The 17,862-nt window shown below is 42.4% G+C and carries 20 protein-coding genes; 11 read left to right on the top strand and 9 right to left on the bottom strand.

Going from position 1 to position 17,862, the window contains the following annotated elements:
• Positions 1-39: 39 nt before the first annotated feature.
• Positions 40-477 (bottom strand): peroxiredoxin, encoded by a 438-nt coding sequence (locus tag MIC7126_RS0123765; protein WP_017655632.1) that lies wholly within the window; start codon positions 475-477, stop codon positions 40-42.
• Positions 478-610: 133 nt separating this feature from the next.
• Here MIC7126_RS0123765 and MIC7126_RS30770 point away from each other — a divergent pair, with 133 nt between their 5' ends.
• Positions 611-751 (top strand): orange carotenoid protein N-terminal domain-containing protein, encoded by a 141-nt coding sequence (locus MIC7126_RS30770; protein WP_017655631.1) that lies wholly within the window; start codon positions 611-613, stop codon positions 749-751.
• A 160-nt stretch (positions 752-911) separates the two neighbouring features.
• Here the strand turns inward: MIC7126_RS30770 and MIC7126_RS0123755 are convergent, their stop codons facing one another.
• From MIC7126_RS0123755 to MIC7126_RS0123730, 5 genes are all read right to left on the bottom strand, one after another.
• Complete coding sequence (locus MIC7126_RS0123755; protein WP_017655630.1) at positions 912-2,537, bottom strand: iron uptake porin; 1,626 nt, start codon at positions 2,535-2,537, stop codon at positions 912-914.
• Between the two features lie 151 nt (positions 2,538-2,688).
• The gene (locus tag MIC7126_RS0123750; RefSeq protein ID WP_017655629.1) at positions 2,689-3,300 is read right to left on the bottom strand and encodes a Crp/Fnr family transcriptional regulator; all 612 of its coding nucleotides are present in this window, start codon (positions 3,298-3,300) and stop codon (positions 2,689-2,691) included.
• Between the two features lie 1,331 nt (positions 3,301-4,631).
• Positions 4,632-5,318: a hypothetical protein gene (locus MIC7126_RS0123740; RefSeq protein ID WP_017655627.1), complete on the bottom strand. Its 687-nt coding sequence runs from the start codon at positions 5,316-5,318 to the stop codon at positions 4,632-4,634.
• A 24-nt stretch (positions 5,319-5,342) separates the two neighbouring features.
• Complete coding sequence (dapB, locus tag MIC7126_RS0123735; protein WP_017655626.1) at positions 5,343-6,179, bottom strand: 4-hydroxy-tetrahydrodipicolinate reductase; 837 nt, start codon at positions 6,177-6,179, stop codon at positions 5,343-5,345.
• Between the two features lie 172 nt (positions 6,180-6,351).
• Positions 6,352-6,891 carry a Uma2 family endonuclease gene (locus MIC7126_RS0123730; RefSeq protein ID WP_017655625.1) on the bottom strand — a complete coding sequence of 180 codons (540 nt, stop codon included), beginning with the start codon at positions 6,889-6,891 and terminating at the stop codon, positions 6,352-6,354.
• 98 nt (positions 6,892-6,989) lie between these two features.
• Here MIC7126_RS0123730 and MIC7126_RS32345 point away from each other — a divergent pair, with 98 nt between their 5' ends.
• Positions 6,990-7,265, top strand: a complete 276-nt coding sequence (locus MIC7126_RS32345; protein WP_017655624.1) for a P-loop NTPase family protein — start codon at positions 6,990-6,992, stop codon at positions 7,263-7,265.
• 11 nt (positions 7,266-7,276) lie between these two features.
• The gene (locus tag MIC7126_RS0123720; protein WP_017655623.1) at positions 7,277-7,996 is read left to right on the top strand and encodes a metallophosphoesterase family protein; all 720 of its coding nucleotides are present in this window, start codon (positions 7,277-7,279) and stop codon (positions 7,994-7,996) included.
• Between the two features lie 108 nt (positions 7,997-8,104).
• Here the strand turns inward: MIC7126_RS0123720 and psaK are convergent, their stop codons facing one another.
• Positions 8,105-8,365 carry a photosystem I reaction center subunit PsaK gene (psaK, locus tag MIC7126_RS0123715; protein ID WP_017655622.1) on the bottom strand — a complete coding sequence of 87 codons (261 nt, stop codon included), beginning with the start codon at positions 8,363-8,365 and terminating at the stop codon, positions 8,105-8,107.
• Between the two features lie 235 nt (positions 8,366-8,600).
• On the opposite strand from psaK, the gene MIC7126_RS0123710 reads away from it, so the two are divergent.
• The 3 genes from MIC7126_RS0123710 (at position 8,601) to MIC7126_RS0123700 (ending at position 11,171) form a co-directional block, all read left to right on the top strand.
• On the top strand, positions 8,601-9,044 hold the full coding sequence (locus MIC7126_RS0123710) for a SufE family protein (protein ID WP_017655621.1): 444 nt from the start codon (positions 8,601-8,603) through the stop codon (positions 9,042-9,044).
• 46 nt (positions 9,045-9,090) lie between these two features.
• Complete coding sequence (locus MIC7126_RS0123705; protein ID WP_017655620.1) at positions 9,091-9,981, top strand: alpha/beta fold hydrolase; 891 nt, start codon at positions 9,091-9,093, stop codon at positions 9,979-9,981.
• Positions 9,982-10,199: 218 nt separating this feature from the next.
• On the top strand, positions 10,200-11,171 hold the full coding sequence (locus MIC7126_RS0123700) for a CobW family GTP-binding protein (RefSeq protein WP_017655619.1): 972 nt from the start codon (positions 10,200-10,202) through the stop codon (positions 11,169-11,171).
• A 1-nt stretch (position 11,172) separates the two neighbouring features.
• Here MIC7126_RS0123700 and MIC7126_RS31600 read toward each other — a convergent pair whose 3' ends face one another.
• The gene (locus MIC7126_RS31600; protein WP_154655962.1) at positions 11,173-11,553 is read right to left on the bottom strand and encodes a hypothetical protein; all 381 of its coding nucleotides are present in this window, start codon (positions 11,551-11,553) and stop codon (positions 11,173-11,175) included.
• Between the two features lie 4 nt (positions 11,554-11,557).
• On the opposite strand from MIC7126_RS31600, the gene MIC7126_RS0123690 reads away from it, so the two are divergent.
• From MIC7126_RS0123690 to MIC7126_RS0123670, 5 genes are all read left to right on the top strand, one after another.
• Positions 11,558-12,619: a WD40 repeat domain-containing protein gene (locus tag MIC7126_RS0123690; RefSeq protein ID WP_017655617.1), complete on the top strand. Its 1,062-nt coding sequence runs from the start codon at positions 11,558-11,560 to the stop codon at positions 12,617-12,619.
• A gap of 127 nt (positions 12,620-12,746) precedes the next feature.
• Positions 12,747-12,995, top strand: a complete 249-nt coding sequence (locus MIC7126_RS0123685; protein ID WP_017655616.1) for a hypothetical protein — start codon at positions 12,747-12,749, stop codon at positions 12,993-12,995.
• A 284-nt stretch (positions 12,996-13,279) separates the two neighbouring features.
• On the top strand, positions 13,280-14,635 hold the full coding sequence (gene ovoA, locus MIC7126_RS0123680; protein WP_026100491.1) for a 5-histidylcysteine sulfoxide synthase: 1,356 nt from the start codon (positions 13,280-13,282) through the stop codon (positions 14,633-14,635).
• A 69-nt stretch (positions 14,636-14,704) separates the two neighbouring features.
• The gene (gene egtD / locus MIC7126_RS0123675; RefSeq protein WP_017655614.1) at positions 14,705-15,679 is read left to right on the top strand and encodes an L-histidine N(alpha)-methyltransferase; all 975 of its coding nucleotides are present in this window, start codon (positions 14,705-14,707) and stop codon (positions 15,677-15,679) included.
• 101 nt (positions 15,680-15,780) lie between these two features.
• The gene (locus tag MIC7126_RS0123670) at positions 15,781-16,275 is read left to right on the top strand and encodes a DUF427 domain-containing protein (RefSeq protein WP_026100490.1); all 495 of its coding nucleotides are present in this window, start codon (positions 15,781-15,783) and stop codon (positions 16,273-16,275) included.
• 52 nt (positions 16,276-16,327) lie between these two features.
• Here MIC7126_RS0123670 and MIC7126_RS0123665 read toward each other — a convergent pair whose 3' ends face one another.
• On the bottom strand, positions 16,328-17,860 hold the full coding sequence (locus MIC7126_RS0123665) for a glycine betaine ABC transporter substrate-binding protein (RefSeq protein WP_017655612.1): 1,533 nt from the start codon (positions 17,858-17,860) through the stop codon (positions 16,328-16,330).
• Positions 17,861-17,862: the final 2 nt, after the last annotated feature.

The raw sequence follows: 17,862 nt of genomic DNA, 5'->3' as shown, positions 1-17,862 counted from the left end.
GGGAAATTTCTCGTCTCCACAACGTTGAAATCGGCAAAACTATAAACCCAGTGTCGCTAAAACATCGCCAGCGTGGGTTGTGGTATTAACACTAGCGTCTACATGGATAATCTTACCGTTGGGGTCGATGACGTAGGTGACGCGCTTGGCATAACCACCACCATCAACATCGTAAGCGGCGATGAGACTTTTATCTGTGTCAGCTAGTAAGGGAAAATTTAAATTATATTTGGCAGTGAATGCTTGATGGGACGCTTCATCATCGGCGCTCACTCCCAGCACGACAACATCTTTACCTTGATATTCAGATTGGGCATCCCGGAAGCTGCAAGCTTGTTTAGTGCAACCTGGGGTATCATCTTTAGGGTAAAAATATAAAACAACCGTCTTACCAGCAAAATCAGATAACGAGACAGTGTTACCGTTGGTATCTTTGGCGGTAAATGCAGGTGCATTCGTTCCGACTGCTAGAGCCATAATCAGCTTTTCCTGTTTGAGATTGTTAATGCACTTGAGATTTTACAATAATTTACAATGCTTACGTAATTTTCTTGGAAAAGAGGTGAGGGACTAGTCCCGCGATTTCAAACTTGTTGTATCCCCAAAAGGCATGGAAAATTCCACGATTGTTCCAGTACCATCTGACTATGAACTTTCTGCTCAAGCAAAAGAGTTATGGTCTAGGCTCGAACCGGTTGGCTTTGAACTACAATATGTCTTTCTCCGTGATGCATTGCTAGCAGGATACTAGGAGGATAAATTTACTGCCTACAATATTGTAGGGTTGTAGGCGGTAATGATGCGATCTCCAAACGTTTCATCTGTGTTCCAATCATCAGTCAAGAGACATCTCCAGAAATGATCTAAGGGCGAACGGCCGTTCGCCCCTACCACTGATCGCATCACCAAATCTAGAAGGTGAAGGTTGTCCGCAGAGTACCAACGTAAATGTTATCGTTTCTGTTGTTGTTCTCAGGATTGAAGATTACCAACACACCAGGAGTTACGGTGATATTGTCGCTGATTCTCACGCGATATAAACCTTCTAAATGATAGGTAGTACCGTTTTCTTTACCAACACTACCACCAGTTACCTTGGGTGGTTGACCGAAGATCACACCCAGAACGTTTCCTTCTCTACCAAAGTCTTTCACACCTAGAGTCGCACCCCAGTAGAAGAAGTCTGCGTCTCTTCTGGCGCCACTCAACGAATCTGCTGTGGTGTAACCAGCCCAACCACCAACAGTCAAACTAGAACTGGGTTGGAAGGTAGCTTGGACACCGTAGTTGTTAGAGTCAACGCGAGGAGTACCAACGAAAGGATTGTTAGCGCGGAAGCTACCTGTGGAACCAAACAGGTTAGGAGTAGTTTGGTAACTGCGAGCGTAAGTCAGACCAATGTTGAAAGCTTGGCTGGGTCTGAAGCTTAACTGACCGAAGATGGTGTTGCTACCATCGAAAACTCCGGTTGCAGATCCAGGGTTGTTAGCATTATTAGCCAAATAAGCCGCACTAAAAGAGATGGGGCTATTTTGAGGCGCAAAGGTAACAGTTAAACCAGCACCGTTAGCACCTTGGCGGTAAATGGGGCTAAAACGTCCGTAGCGGGAAAGAGCACCTCTACCAGAACTGGTGAAGTCCGGGTTGAAGGTATTTACGTTGTCATATAGTCTCGCACCGGTGGCCTCTATCCTGACGCGGATTGCATCGCTGAAGTTGAAGGCGTAGTTAATTTTGTCAATTTGTACGTTGTTGGTGGTGTCACCATCATAACCCAAGCGGGTTTGGTTAGTACCAGTTAACTGGTTAGTAGCACTACCGGCAGCTGCACCAGTATTGGAGATGATGTTACCAGCATACAACCGAATTTGTAACTGGTCTTTACCTGTGAAGCTGCTCAACAAACTTAACCGCACCCGGTTAGCAAAAGCAGCGTTGCTTTCAAAATCGCCAGCCACTGGTGTAGCTGGATCTGCAACTGCTCTTCTGTCACCAAAGGCTTGAGAGATGCTGAAGATTGCTTCCCCAACCAACTTGGTGGTGGTGGAGAATTGGTTAGCTTCTAATTCTGCGGTGCGAGCTTCTAAAGCATCAACGCGACCGCGTAAGGTAGCTAATTCAGCGGAAAATTCTTCTTGTAAACGCTGTAAGGTAGCTAAGTCTTGCTTGTTTACCAAGTCAGCGGTAGCTGTCGCAATTAATTCGTTAACCCGGTCTAAACAGGCGTTCAAACCTGCAGCAAATTCATAACGGGTCAGAGCACGGTTTCCACGATAGGTCCCGTTGGGATAACCAGCGATACAGCCATAGCGCTCAACTAGAGATTGTAAAGCTTGGAACGCCCAATCTGTGGGTTGCACATCGGAGAACTGAGAAACGGAAGTTACCTGACCGATGTTATTCGATTCTTGCGACAACTGAGCTACAGTTGTGATCTTCTCTTGAGCTTCTACCGCTGAGGCGCTGTTAGCAGCAAGGAATGTAGCCGCCAGAACAACTGGACTTACTTTTACAAGTCTCCAAAAAGTCTTTGTCATTTTTTTAGTTCTCACTCACACCTAGTTAATCGGTTCATAAAATAAAGTCCCTAATGTTTTTATTCTCAGGGATTTTACTCAAAAATACCGCGTATATTCTACTACGTTTTTATGGCAAATGCTGCAATTTAACCACTATAATTTTGGGAAATTATTTTTTTGCCGCTTTATTTGGCAGATTTAAAATTATACGGCGTTTGTGGCGTAAAAGGGTTCCTTCTTCTTCAAATTGTTGTAGCAACCGGGTTACAGTTACTCTCGTTGTGTTTAACACTTCTGCCATTTCTTGATGTGTGACATTGAGGTCAATTAACTTGCCCTGTTCTACGTCACGACCAAACTTTTCACTTAACCATACCAAGAATTGCCACAAACGTAGGGAAATCGGCTTGCGATGTACTATGCTCAGAAGCTCCTCTGCTTGTTGGATGTGTGTCAATAAAGCGTCTACGTCTTGGTGCCACAGATGAGGAGGAATCGCACTCGCCTCGACACTCGTTAAGCATTCTATTTGGTAAGGTTTGACTTTGGATAGTGGGTAGCCAATGATGTCGCCTGCGCCCCAATAACCTAATGTAATAAATGTACCATCTTCACCCCAAGTTAAGGTGCGAACTGCTCCACGCTCAATCCGCCACAGTACGTCATGACGTTGGGGAATTACTTCCCTACGAGTAAACAACCTTTGGGGTAACTGTGTAGTCTGAGCGGGGTTATTTAGGGTGGTGGAAGGGTTGGGTACATGATTTGTGGAATGTATCATAAATATGGGTTTAATGAGGTAGAAATGTTTGAAATGTACTCGTCGGTGATATTGTGTTAATTCACTACGGGTGAATACCTCCAGCCGAATTAGGGTTTGTATATCTGACAATTAACCCAAAAGGTAGATGTTAGAACATCAGTAAGTCTTGTAAGTTAAAGATTAGCTAAGGCTTTACCAAAGTAAAGTTCATTAAAAGACTACGTTTACTAACATCAATGTCGTTAGCATTCTAACGACGTCAGAGGTCGAATTAGATATTTACATATAGGAAACCTTGACTTACTCTATGGGTTTGTCTGTTATTCCTTACACACCAGCCAAAGCATAAGGCTCTGGTACTACATGGATCCGATTCTACAATAATTGATAATTATTTTCAATACGCCCAACAGTTTTCAACAACCTTTACATCTGAACTGGTGATGCTCACAGTCGTGAGTGCAGGACAATGCTTATGGTTATCAGTTTTTGCAGATATGGTTCACCTCTTTTATTGTTGTATGGACATGAATCTTATTTGCTATTGATGATTGCAATAACTTGCTTTGGTTTTGCACTTTTGCTGATAGTAAGCATTCACATGCTGGTATTGTTACTTGGTAAACCAGATAATTTCACTGTTTTACACTTGTTACCAGTGATGCTTTTTACTGCATTGTTGAACTTTCCACTACAAAAATCTGTCATTACCCATACATTTTTTGATCAAGTGCAGTGGTTGATCGTATGCTAATGATTGGTTTATCGGGTCATAGTTTATGTCTCCTGCGATGTATTTGCTCGGTATTGCCGACTTATCGGTGTAGGACTAACTTGATCTCAATAACCCTGATATTTTTAGTTAGATGGTTAACGGTGGCACGCCATAACATGGTTTAAACCATCGAGGATAACTTTTAGCGAGCGGTCGCATAACTACTATTCGCTTTCCATGCCTTGGCATAATTAGCGGTTAATGCCCTGAAGCAACACTTGCAAAGGTACTAAGTTTGCAGTTTAGTGTCTTAAGACGATGATACAGATGATACTGTATACACTGTCATCGTAGCATTTTTATTGTATTTTGCTACAAAGACTAGTAACAACACTCTTGCCTTTGCTTCGAGAGGCTATACAAAAGGTAAAATGTATGATTTATTTAGTTTGATGTATTACACTAGCTCCATCAGTAAGTTAAATAGACAACAATTATTCTGTTATCTTTTGTTACTCTAATGGTGGTAGTTTAAGAATAGGTAAGCATTTAGTGAAATGTATGTTGGCTAACTATTTTTAATTACCGAGTACTGTAGGTAGCGGTAATCAGTTATTTTCTTCTCGGTAGCACTTTAATCTTCTACTCTACGGCGACGTCGGCGCGGTCTATCTTGCTGGTCTGGGCGCAAACGGCGACTGACTTCATTAAAAAAATCTTGCCTGATATAAGGATAATCGCTGACCCACAGATCACGGCTAGGAATGTAGATATCAGTGAACTCTCCAATGGCGCTTAAATCTGCACGATTGGACATGACCACCATTTCGGCGATTTGACCACGAGCAATGACTTTGTGATTAGGACGTAGTGGTGCATCAAACTCAATACTAAACCCTGTGTCATCGCCTATTTCTAAGTTAATCCGTTTTTCTCGGTTCTCGACAATTACTAAGTCACCTTTGCTGTTGACGGTTTCTTGTTTGCCGACTAATTGATCTGTGATCCACCAGTCTAACACTCTGCCGCGAAAAAAGCCGCTGTATTTATAACGACGGCATTTAGCGTTGCGGAGACTGGCTTGAAATACTGGATACCATAACCAATAAAAAGCGGCCATGACTCCAAATACAAAAACTATGGAGCCAAACTCCAGATTAAACAGAGTTTTCACGATTAAAATCACTACTACAGCCACCACAGAGATTAATAACCGTTGAATAAAATTTGAAAACTTTCCCCAGTAGTACTTATACTGGGGGCCAGTAGCTATCAGGGGAATAACTTGTTCAAATTTTTGGCGTGTCAGAGGAACTAACATTAGTGGTGAGTAGTGAATTTAAGTTTAAAGGATCTTTTCTAATCCATATATTAACGACTTTAGCTGTAAGACTTTACGAATCGCTAGTAAAACTCCTGGCATGTAACAGGAGCGATCGCTGGTATCATGTCGTAAAGTATAAATCTGACCCGCTGCACCAAAAATTACTTCTTGATGAGCAATCAGTCCTGGTAGACGGATGCTATGAATGCGAATTCCTTCGTCTGCTAAACTTCCCCTAGCACCGGGAATTTTCTCGGTTTCGGCGACAATTGCGGGGTTAAAAGTTTTACCCAATTGTGCGAGTAATTGTGCAGTTTGAATAGCAGTTCCGCTGGGAGCATCAGCTTTTTGGTTGTGGTGTAATTCGATAATTTCCACATGGTCAAAATATTGAGAGGCTGTGACAGCAGCTTGTTGTAACAGTACCATCCCGATAGAGAAGTTAGGAATAATTAAACAACCAGTGCTAGCTTTTTCGGCAAAATCTGCTAAATCTTGAATCTGTTCTGGACTCAAGCCGGTGGTTCCAACTACTGGACGGATACCATAAGCGATCGCACTGCGAATATTATCATAAACTGCATCAGGATGGGTAAAGTCTACTATCACCCCTGGTGGCCCTTGTCTATCGCCAGCCACATATCCTAACATTGGCTCTAATTGGTTAGTGATTGGTACTTCCAAAGGTTCGGTTAAACCAGCCAACTCTCCAGCGTCCTCACCTTGGAGTGCGGGACTAGTATCAATTGCGCCTACAAGGTTTAAGTCAGGTGCTTGGGCTACAGCTTTCACCACTTCTCGTCCCATTTTCCCAGCAGCACCATTGACAATAACTGGAATAGGAGCTTGATTAGTCATAATTTCAGTAACATTTTTCTACTACAATATCATCTGGTATTTACAAAGTGATTGCATCAGCTTTTTCAGAGTCAATTTCCATAGTTTCGCATTGATAGCAGTTTTCAATTACATGAGGTAAGTCCTAGCTAACCTCTAGCTCCTAGTTCCTAGCCCCTAACCTCTCTTGTTTTTACTCAAATACTGGCGACCAAATATCAGCAATTGCGACTTCCCAACCAGGAAGTAAATCTGGAAGCGTCAGCACATCACCATCCTGAAATACCGTCTGTTCTCCATCGCGGTAGACTACCAAAGTTCTGGTTTTGGGGTTAATCAAAATTCCGATTTGCGTTCCCAAGCTGATAAATTCTTGAATCTTCTGACGGAGTTTATCGACAGAATCGGTCTTGGACTTCACTTCTACCACCAAGTCAGGAACCAACTCTGCGTAATCTTCTGTGGAACGTTTGAGCCTTTCAGCGCGAATAAAAGAGACATCCGGAGCACGTAAATCTGTATTGGGTAATCTAAACCCGGCGCTAGAACCTACTACACGTCCCAACTTGCGCGGTCTTATCCAATTCCTCAGTAAGGCTGCAAATTCGGTTCCCACTTCTTCTGATTCGTAACCTGACGGACTCATGACAACTATATCCCCAGCAACTAATTCCATGCGGTAGTCAGGATAAGCTGACTGCATTTTCTCCAGGTCTTCGATGGTGAAAGACATAATACCACCTGAAACATCTAAATCTATCTTGCCATTTCTGCTAATAGTCTCAAACAATAGACTATTGCAAATTGCATGAAAATGATTATCATTAGTATATGAGTGTACCAATAATAACTGTCGTTGCTGGCCCTGCTGGCTGTGGAAAAACTACTTGGATTTCGCAGCAGATGCAGAATAGAGCAAAGAGTGAAAATGTGATTTATTTTAGTCCGGGAAACGGGAATGTCTCCATTGACCAGACACGCTTAGGACAGGATTTAGACGAATCTGCAATCAGACAAACTTTAGCAGATTGCTATTTGTCAGAATTTGTGTTGGAGCAATATCAACAGCAAGTAAAACAAATCCTTGTAGAGGAAAATATACAGTGAAGATAGCAGTTATGTCTTGCATTCATGGCAATTATCAAGCCTTGGATGCGGTTTTATTAGATATTGACCAAGAAAAAGCTGAAAAAATCTTTTGTTTGGGAGATTTGGTGGGGCCGAGGAAGGAAAATCCTAGGGGTGGAGAGTTGGAACCCTTGATTTGTAAAGGTTGGTGGGAAGAACAGTGTTTGATTCTCCATGGTCTAGGGCCGACTGGGGATGCACCGGAACTGATGGGAAGATATGGTGGGGATACAGCTAAGATGCTGTGGGGTTGTGTTTCTCGTCAGACGGTACAATGGATGCGATCGCTCGATTTTGGTTTCTTTGAATTAGATTGTTTACTAATTCACGGTACAACCGTAGGTGTGAGTGAGGAACTGACTCCGGCTACTTCCCCTGTCCAAATGCTTGACCGATTATCGAGAATGCAAGCGAATAATTTGTTTTGTGGGCGTTCTGGCTTGGCTTTTCAATATCAACTCCAAGCAGGTTCATTGACGACGGGCTTAACTACCCTGGATAGTCAAGTATCTTCCCAAACTGTGAATATCTCCCCCCGTCAAGTGATTGGCGTGGGGAATGTGGGACGCATCTTTGGAGAAGCTACCTACACTCTTTATACTCCAGCTACAAATGGTGTAGAGTTCCGCTCTGTTAGCTATGGTGCTAGTAAGGGATTTCAGGTCAACTCCAGTAAATCTGTTTCATCCCCAGCCAAGATGCAATTTTGATCAAAATTAATCGATAAATACCAAATATAAAAAAGCCAGAGAGTTAATTCTCTGGCTTGCGACTGGAGACAAAAGAATCATCAAATGCAAGAGAAGTGTGGTAAAATACTAGATTCTACCGACGTTATGTAACCCTAGGATAACGCCAGCGCCTAAGACATGACCAAAGGCGGTGGTTGCGAGTAAAGCGGGTAAACCAAAACCACCAAAAAAGTTAGGTGATGGTAGCGCAGGGCCAGCGTTGGGATACTTGATTGTCAGTTTGCCAAAAGCAATAGCAGCGATATTGGCAAGGATCATAATTACCGCAACAGTAGGACTCCACTGTAGGGGCGCGGTCGCAGCAGCTAGTAAGGTCGAAGTTAACACCTGATTTGCTCCTGATATTTATTAATCATTGCAAATATAATCTAAGTATTTGATGACAAAATTCAAGAAAACCTGCCGAATTCGCATCAATATTTAACAGTTATTCTTACTACTTCATAAAATCAGCTAATTGATGCTGGTGATGAATTGCTCATAGACTGAGTGCAGTTGCTAGAGCGATCGCTCTCAAGATAATCTACACTCAAGGTGATAGTGAATTATTGCCCCGGCGATTATGTCCTCTTCCATAGATTCCTTACCTCCTGCTCTGGCTAAAATTGTTCAACGTTTCCAAAGGGTGGCTGAACCCAAACGACGGTATGAACAATTGATTTGGTATGCTCAGAAGCTCAAAGAGTTTCCAGAATCTGATAAATTACCAGAAAATAAAGTCCCTGGCTGTGTTTCGCAAGTTTATGTGACAGCAGCTCTAGAGGACGGTAAGGTTTCATATCAAGGTGATTCCGATTCTCAGTTAACCAAAGGATTGTTAGCACTCTTGGTTGAAGGGCTGAATGGATTAACACCAACAGAAATTGTCCAACTAACACCAGATTTTATTCAAGCTACTGGTTTAAATGTGAGCTTGACCCCTTCCCGCGCCAATGGATTTTACAATATTTTTAAAACCATGCAGAAAAAGGCGCTGGAATGTAAGTTAAATATTGCTAGTGAATAGCATATCGGTAATTGGTATTGACAAATAACAAATAAAAAAAGAACCGATGATCAATGACAAATTTGGTGGAGTAGTTAAAGAATATCTCTGGAATTGGCAAACCCAGCAGTTGCGCTTGGTTTATGAAATTCTGGGACAAGGTGCGCCGCTTTTGCTGCTCCCGGCGTTTAGCAGTGTTTCGACTCGTGGGGAAATGGGTGAATTGGCGAAGTTACTGGCTCCCCATTTTCAAGTTGTGGCTGTTGATTGGCCTGGGTTTGGTGAGTCGGATCGCCCTAGTTTAGATTACAGTCCGGCGCTGTATCAACAATTTTTAGCAGATTTTATAAAATCTGTGTTTAATCAAGCAATTGTCGTATTAGCGGCTGGACATGCGGCGGGTTATGTGCTGCAACTGGCTCAACAACAGCCGACAACTTTCTCAAAAATTGTGTTGGTGGCGCCAACTTGGCGCGGCCCTCTACCGACAATGGGAGCTAGTGAGCAAATAGCAGGTATGGTGAGAAATTTGGTGCGATCGCCAATTATCGGCCCTATTCTCTATCAACTCAACACTACACCATCTTTCTTAAGTTTTATGTATCGTCGTCATGTCTACGCCGACGCAGCCAAAGTCACACCTGCTTTCATTGACGAGAAATGGCAAACTACTCAACAACTGGGAGCGAGGTTCGGTTCTGCAGCGTTCGTCACAGGTAATATTGACACCATACACCAACAATCGGAGTTTCTCGAACTAGGGCGATCGCTGACAGTACCCCTGTTAGTATTAATTGGGAAATCTTCTCCCCCCAAATCCCGTTCAGAAATGGATGCTTTAGCAGCACTACCTGGTGTCAAAAGTACCTTGATTCCTGGCTCCTTGGGGCTACATGAAGAATACCCAAACCTAGTTGCAGAGGCTGTTTTACCCTTTTTGACAGGTGCTTTGGTGTAAATGACAGCGAATAGGGAACAGGGAACGGGGAACGGGGAACAGGGAAAAGTAAGACGCTCACAATTCTACTCGGCTTTAAACCTTGACTTTTTTTGGTAAATTTTAGGTATTTGTGATTTGTGAGGCGTAATTCCTCCTTCTCCATGCAGACAGATTTGCAAGCGCTATCATAGGCGGATAATGATTATCAACAAACTTTTCAAAGTTGCTTTGAGATTATGATTGCTTCAGAAACATCGAATTCAGTACCTGTAACCGTTTTAACTGGTTATCTCGGAGCCGGTAAAACTACTCTGCTCAATCACATCCTGACTTATGAACACGGTAAGAAAGTTGCTGTGATCGTCAATGAATTTGGGGAAGTGGGTATTGATAATCAGTTGGTTATCGATGCAGATGAAGAAATATTCGAGATGAACAACGGCTGTATTTGTTGTACAGTGCGGGGGGACTTGATTCGCATCATCGGCAATTTGATGAAGCGGCGTGATAAATTTGACCATCTAGTCATTGAAACTACTGGACTAGCTGACCCGGCGCCGGTGATTCAGACGTTCTTTGTCGATGAAGATATGCAAGACAAACTGTCCCTTGATGCTGTGGTGACAGTTGTAGACGCCAAGCATATTTGGCAACATTGGGATGCAGACGAAGCTCAAGAACAGATTGCTTTTGCAGATGTGATTTTATTGAATAAAACAGATTTAGTCACCCCGGAAGTATTGGAAGAATTAGAACAACGGATTCGGGGAATGAATGCGATCGCTAAAATCTATCGTACCCGCAACTCAGAATTAGAGATGGATGCACTGTTGGGTGTGGGAGCTTTTGATCTTGAGCGCGCTTTGGAAATTGACCCAGATTTCCTCGGCGAAGATGCTCACGTCCATGACGAAAGCGTCTATTCTGTGGCTTTTGTGGAAGCAGGCGCCTTAGATGGACAAAAATTAAACGCTTGGCTCTCCGAGTTACTACGTACCCAAGGGCCAGATATTTTCCGCATGAAAGGTATTCTGCACATTGCTGGGGAAGATAACCGCTTCGTATTCCAAGGGGTGCATATGCTTTTTGATGGTAAACCCGATCGCCCGTGGAAAGATAGCGAAACCCGTAACAATCAGCTCGTCTTTATCGGTCGCAATTTAGACGAAGCTCAACTTAAAGCAGATTTCCTCGCCTGTTTAGTTTAGATCAAGGGTTGGGAAGTGTGGGGTGATGGGGTGATGGGGTGATGGGGTGATGGGGTGATGGGGTGATGGGGTGATGGGGAGGTGGGGTGATGGGGTGATGGGGTGATGGGGGGATGGGGTGATGGGGTGATGGGGAGGTGGGGTGATGGGGTGATGGGGAGAAAAAGAATTTATGCTTACGCTTGCTACCTCCCACCCTTCCCACACCTCCCACACCTCCCACCCTTCCCACACCCCCCACACCCCCCACACCCCCCACACCTCCCACACCTCCCACACCTCCCACACCTCCCACACCTCCCACACCTCCCACACCTCCCACACCTCCCACCCTTCCCACACCTCCCCACCTCCCCACCCTTCCCACCGTTCTCGTCTGCAAAAATATGAACACCACAACCAGTAAATTGAAGGAATTTGAAGATCATTATTCAGGGAAACTTGCAGATTATGTCAGAGCGATCGCTTGGTCGCCTGATGGTACAACTCTGGCTGCAACTTCTGCCGCTGGGGAGGTGGTAGTATGGAGCGACGGTCAAATCACAACTTTGCAGACTGGTAACGGTCAATCAGCAGACTGCATTGCTTTTTCTCAGGATGGGCAATTTTTAGCGGTTGGGGGACAGGATGGACAAGTCAAGATTTGGCGATCGCTAGAATTAATCGCTACTTTAGAAAATGCTCCCGCTTGGGTTGATCAGTTAGCTTGGAATCACACCAGTAATCAACTAGCTTTTAGTTTGGGGCGTTATGTGCAAGTATGGGATGCACAAACCCAAGAAATTGTCAATACTTTGAATTTTGAAAACTCATCTGTATTAAGTATTGATTGGCGCAGAGATGGGCAGTATTTAGCGATTGGTGGATATCAAGGGGTGAAGATTTGGGAGACTCAAAACTGGGACGAGGAACCCTATTTTCTTTCCATGCCCACCGTCAGTGTAGCAATGGCTTGGTCGCCTGACGGCAATTTCCTCGCTTCTGGCAACATGGATCGCAGCGTCACTGTGTTGGAATGGGGAAACCCTGATCCTTGGGTAATGCGGGGTTTTCCTGGGAAAATTCGTCAGTTAGCTTGGTCAGAAGCTACTACCAAAGTTGGTGCACCCATTCTCGCCTCTTCTAGCGTTGAAGGAATTGTGGTGTGGGAAAAACTAGAAGATGAAGCTGCAGGTTGGGAGGCGAGAATCTTAACTAACCATGTAAATGTGATTAATGCGATCGCTTTTGCACCTCAAAGCTTTCTCCTCGCTTCCGCTGCTGCAGATGGTTGGTTATGTTTGTGGAATCAAGCCGAGAATGTATCCCAAGTATTGACAGGTACTGCTACAGGTTTTTCTTGTTTAGCTTGGCACCCCCAAGGCAAATTTATCGCTGCAGGTGGTGAAAGCGGCGAATTGATGATTTGGTCTAAAGCCTTGCGGGGTCAAGGTTTTGGGCGGAAATAGGCGTGAGGGCGGTAGCCACATAGGTGAGGGTGAGGACATGAACTAAAGATAAAACGCTGACACAAACGGTTGAATGTAGCTAATTTATTGGCTATGCTGTATCACCAACAGTCCCATAATTTTGACTATGAACATAGCTAAATTGATTTTGCTTGCTTGTCCTGTTTTTCTGGCGTCTGTGCTATTGCTAGGCAATCCGGCTCAGGCATCTAGTATAAAATCTGTAGATACGACACAACTTGTACCCGATTTGGTTGCACCAAATTTAGCTACTGCATCTAATCCCATCATGGATCAAGTGGGTTGTAGTTGTGCTACGTGTGTTCAAGCTAAATTTGAGATGTTACAAGGAAAGTTGCCATCTGTCGGTTTTTAATCAACTAAAAGTTATGATTTCTAGAGGCACTGTAAGCATTACTTGCAGTGCCTTAACTATTTTATGCAATCATCTAAAAATACTTGGTAATTAAGGTGTATGAAATTAACTTATACATTTGAGAAGTGTATACCTGAGGTGATAAATGTAGAGATTGAACGATAAACGCTGTTAAGTAACTATTTCTCAGTTAAATCATCTCAGAAATTAGTTAAGGTTAAATGTTGAGAAGCATGGAGCAATAAATTGTATGATTGCCCCGGATACAAAGATTGAATAATATCATGGTTATAGCGTCAAAACTTGAGAAATTCGTATCATATCAAGTCCCCAGGCTCGATTACTGCAGTGCCAAAACTCTGCTCAACTACTTTGATAGTTCATGGGAATTAGAAGAAACCCTGATGAAAAGTTTGGTTGGGGAGGAAACTTTTTACCTCAATCCTGATCCTTTAAGAAACCGTTTAATTTTTTATCTTGGTCATTCAGCAGTCTTTTTCATTAATAAATTAATTGCTGTTGGTTTAATCAAAAATCGTATTAATTCAAAATTTGAAACTCTGTTTGAAATTGGAGTTGATCCAGAAACACCCACAGAACTAGACGCAGCTATGAAAGGGGTTTGCTGGCCGGATGTAGAAAAAGTTTGGCAATATCGAGATCAAGCCAGAGAAGAAATTACAGCCGTAATTGAAAATACTCCTCTAAATTTCCCTATTAATCAACAGCATCCTTTTTGGGCTTTATTAATGGGGATAGAACATAGCCGAATTCATTTTGAAACTTCTTCGATGCTGTTGCGACAATTACCTGTGGAACGGTTGAAGCGTCCCCAGGGCTGGAATTATGCACCTAGCAGTGGTGAAGTTGCTTACAATCAAATGCGGGCGATTCCTGGTGGTGTGGTGAAATTAGGAAAATCTCTTGATGATTCTACTTTTGGGTGGGATAGTGAATATGGCGATCGCACTGTGGAAGTTAAGCCATTTTTAGCTAGTCAGTATCTGGTAACTAACGGAGAGTTTCTCCAGTTTGTGACAGCAGGCGGTTATGATCGTCCAGATTACTGGAATCCTGAATCTTTGGCATGGAAACAACACCACAATGTACATCATCCCAGATTTTGGCTACCTACGCAGGATGGCTACCGCTATCGAGCAATATTCGATCAATTAGACTTACCGCTAGATTGGCCTGTAGAAGTTAATTACTACGAAGCGATCGCATTTTGCAATTGGAAAGGTAATAACACACGTTTAATGAGCGAAGCTGAATGGAATCAAGCTTTACTTTTTTCTGAAAAACACCGCTCAAATAACTACAATCTCAACTTAAAATTTATTTCTCCTAGCCCCGGAGGAATGTTATCATCAACTAACAGTAATTCCGGTGTTGATGACTTACGGGGTAACGTTTGGGAATGGCTGAGAGACACATTCAATCCCTTACCAGGATTTCAACCCCATCCCCTTTACCAAGACCAAGCAGCACCTTTTTTTGATGGTAAACATCAAATGATGGTTGGTGGTTCCTGGGCGACTAATGGCGCAATGGCATTACCAACTTATCGTAACTGGTTTCGCCCTTACTTTTATCAACATGCTGGTTTTAGGATTGCTCGAGACGTGAATGCTATGTAATTCAAAATGTAGATCATTTCTCTTAGAAATTACCTAATTCTGACATACCCAAACTGAGTAAATCACAAAATGTTAATAAAAACTTTGACAGTTCTTGATGAGCAATATCAAGCTCTCAATAATGATGGAGAAGATGTCATTCAAGGATTAACTCAAACTCATAAAACCTTACCACCCAAATACTTTTACGATGACCGTGGTTCAGAACTATTTGAACAAATCTGTGAATTACCCGAATATTATCCGACTCGAACAGAAGCTAATATTTTGAGTCAATATGCTGATGAGATTGCTAGCATTATAGGCAACTGTGAACTAGTAGAATTAGGTAGTGGGAGTTCTACTAAAACTCGTTCGCTATTAGATGCTTATCAAAAAATTGCTGATTCTGGTAGATATTTACCGATAGATGTTAGTGGAGGAATTCTTAAAACTAGTGTCATCCAGCTACAGCAAAAATATCCTAATTTTTTCATTCAAGGATTATTAGGAACTTACGAGCAAGCTTTAGTTTATTTAAAGTCTACGCACCCGTCACCACGGTTGGTCTTTTTTCTTGGAAGTTCTCTAGGGAATTTTAATCCACAGGAGTGTGAGCATTTCTTACATCAAATTGCTGAGACTCTAAATCCCGGTGATTACTTTCTTTTGGGAATTGATTTGCAAAAACCCAAAGAAATTTTAGAAGCAGCTTATAACGATAGCCAGGGAGTAACTGCTGCTTTTAATTTAAACATGCTGGCTCATTTAAATTGGCGTTTTCAAGGGAATTTTGATTTGAGTTTGTTTACCCATCAAGCTATTTATAATCAAGTAGAGCACCAGATTGAAATGTATCTCCATTCCCAAACAAATCATCTGGTATCTTTAGATATTCTCAATTTACAGGTTTCGTTCCAAGCCGGAGAAAGCATTCTCACGGAAATTTCTCGCAAGTTTGATTTAGAAAATATGCAGCAACAACTAGCAGCACAAGGACTAAAACCTGTGAAAAATTGGACAGATTCTCAACAGTGGTTTGGGTTAATTCTTTGTCAAGCTTGAGGGCTTTTTCTCAATCAAAAGTTCACTTTTAGGATTAATATGACAGAAGTTTGGGACTCGATCAAAAACATCAATTACTCTGGTATACCAGTTACCAAACTATGAAACCTCATCCTATTCCACCACAACCCGGTCAAGAATCAGTCTGGGATTATCCGCGTCCTGCTCGTTGGGAAGATAGCAACAAACACATTCGAGTTATATGTAATGGGGTGGTTTTAGCAGAAACAAGTAAAGCTAAAAGAGTTTTAGAAACTAGCCATCCTCCTGTTTATTACGTTCCACCTGAAGATGTAAAGTTAGAGTATTTAATCGTGACGCCGAGAAAAAGTGTGTGTGAATGGAAAGGGCGATCGCAATATTATGATGTGTCTATAGGTGATAAATATTTGCAGAATGCTACTTGGCAATATTATGACCCTACGCCTGATTTTATTGCTATTCAAGAACACTTTGCTTTTTATCCTAATTTAATGGATGCTTGTTATGTGAATGACGAACTGGTGACTCCCCAACCGGGTAATTTCTATGGGGGATGGATTACTGCTGATATTGTCGGGCCGTTTAAAGGTGAACCAGGGACAATGTGGTGGTGATTAGACTTCTTGCGTAATTATTCTTTTGTCGTGTATAAAGATAAAATCTTAGTTAAGATTTGCTTTTAGACTGCAGAAAATCCTTGACAACTTGCTCTGCGGGACGAGATTGATTGTCAACTTGATAATTCATTTTCTGCATTTCTGCTGTGGAAATTAAACCCGCTAATTGATTAATTGCTTTTCCTAATTCTGGATATTTTTGCAGTGTTGCTTGATGGAAAACGGGTATAGCGTCGTAGGGCGGAAAATATTTTTTATCATCTTCTAAAACAACTAATTTTAATACTGGAATTAAACCATCTGTAGAATTAGCGGCGATTAAGTCTACTTTCTTTTGGGTTAAGGCTTGATACATCAATCCTAATTCCATTTGTCGGGGAGGTTTGATAAATTTTAAGTTATAAGTTTTGGCTAACCCTGGATAACCATCTTCCCGTTCGAGAAATTCATAACCAAAACCTGCTTGCATTTGTGGTGTATATTTAGCAACTTCTGAAAGGGTTTTAATTTGCCATTTTTTCGCATCTTCACCCCGGATAATCATAGCGAAGGTGCTGCTAAATCCTAAAGGTGACATGACTGCTAATTGATATTTTTGGTCGTATTCTTGTTTAACTTGGTCATACAATAATTGAGGATTGGTAATAGGTTTATTTTTCAAGACAGCGGTGAATGCTGTTCCTGTATATTCCACATAGCCAGCGATTTGTCCTGTTTTCACTGCTTCATGACAAACAAAAGTCCCCCCTAAATTAAAACGGCGGTCAACTTTTAATTGAGTATGAGATTCTATTTGTTGAGCTAGTAATTCTCCTAAAATAATTTGCTCGGTGAAGTTTTTGGAGCCGATAATAATTGTTGGTGATGTTGGTCGCAGGGCGAGGGCAATTAAGCCGATAATTAATAAAGTTACTATTCCTAAAGGAACAATAAAAGAGCGATTAATTTTTATTTTTTTATCTCTTTGTTGTGTGAGTCGTTTCTCTATCCAGCCCAAGATTAAATCTGCACCAAGGGCGACAAAAGCAGCGGGGATGGCGCCGGCGAGAATTAATTGATTGTTAACGGTAGAAATTCCTCGAAAAATAAATATTCCCAATCCACCACCGCCGATCGCTGCAGCAATGGTAGCAATTCCTACTGATATAACCGTGGCTACCCTGACTCCCGCCAAAATCACTCCTAAAGCTAGGGGAATTTCTACCTGAAACAGCAATTGCTTGTCTGTCATCCCCATTCCCCGTCCCGCTTCTCGAATCGCTGGATCAACGCCGTTAATCCCGATATAAGTGTTGCGAATTAGAGGTAATAAAGCATACAAAATCAAGGCGACGATCGCCGGAGTTTTACCAATTCCTCCCACAAAGGGGACGGAAATGAGGAAACCAAAGATGGCTAAACTGGGAATGGTTTGAATGGCGTTCGCTAGGGCGAGAATGGGTGGAGCGAGTTGCGGTTGACGAGTAATTAGAATTCCTGCAGGAATACCGATCGCGATCGCCACTACCATAGCGATCGCCACTAATACCAAGTGTTCCCCGGTGCGGAGGAGAATTTCGGGAGCGTATTGACTGAAAAACAAAG

It is taken from the genome of Fortiea contorta PCC 7126 (genome assembly GCF_000332295.1).
Taxonomy (GTDB): Bacteria; Cyanobacteriota; Cyanobacteriia; order Cyanobacteriales; family Nostocaceae; genus Fortiea; species Fortiea contorta.
Note: the sequence above shows the minus strand (reverse complement) of the source record. Positions and strands in the feature narration are given on the sequence as shown.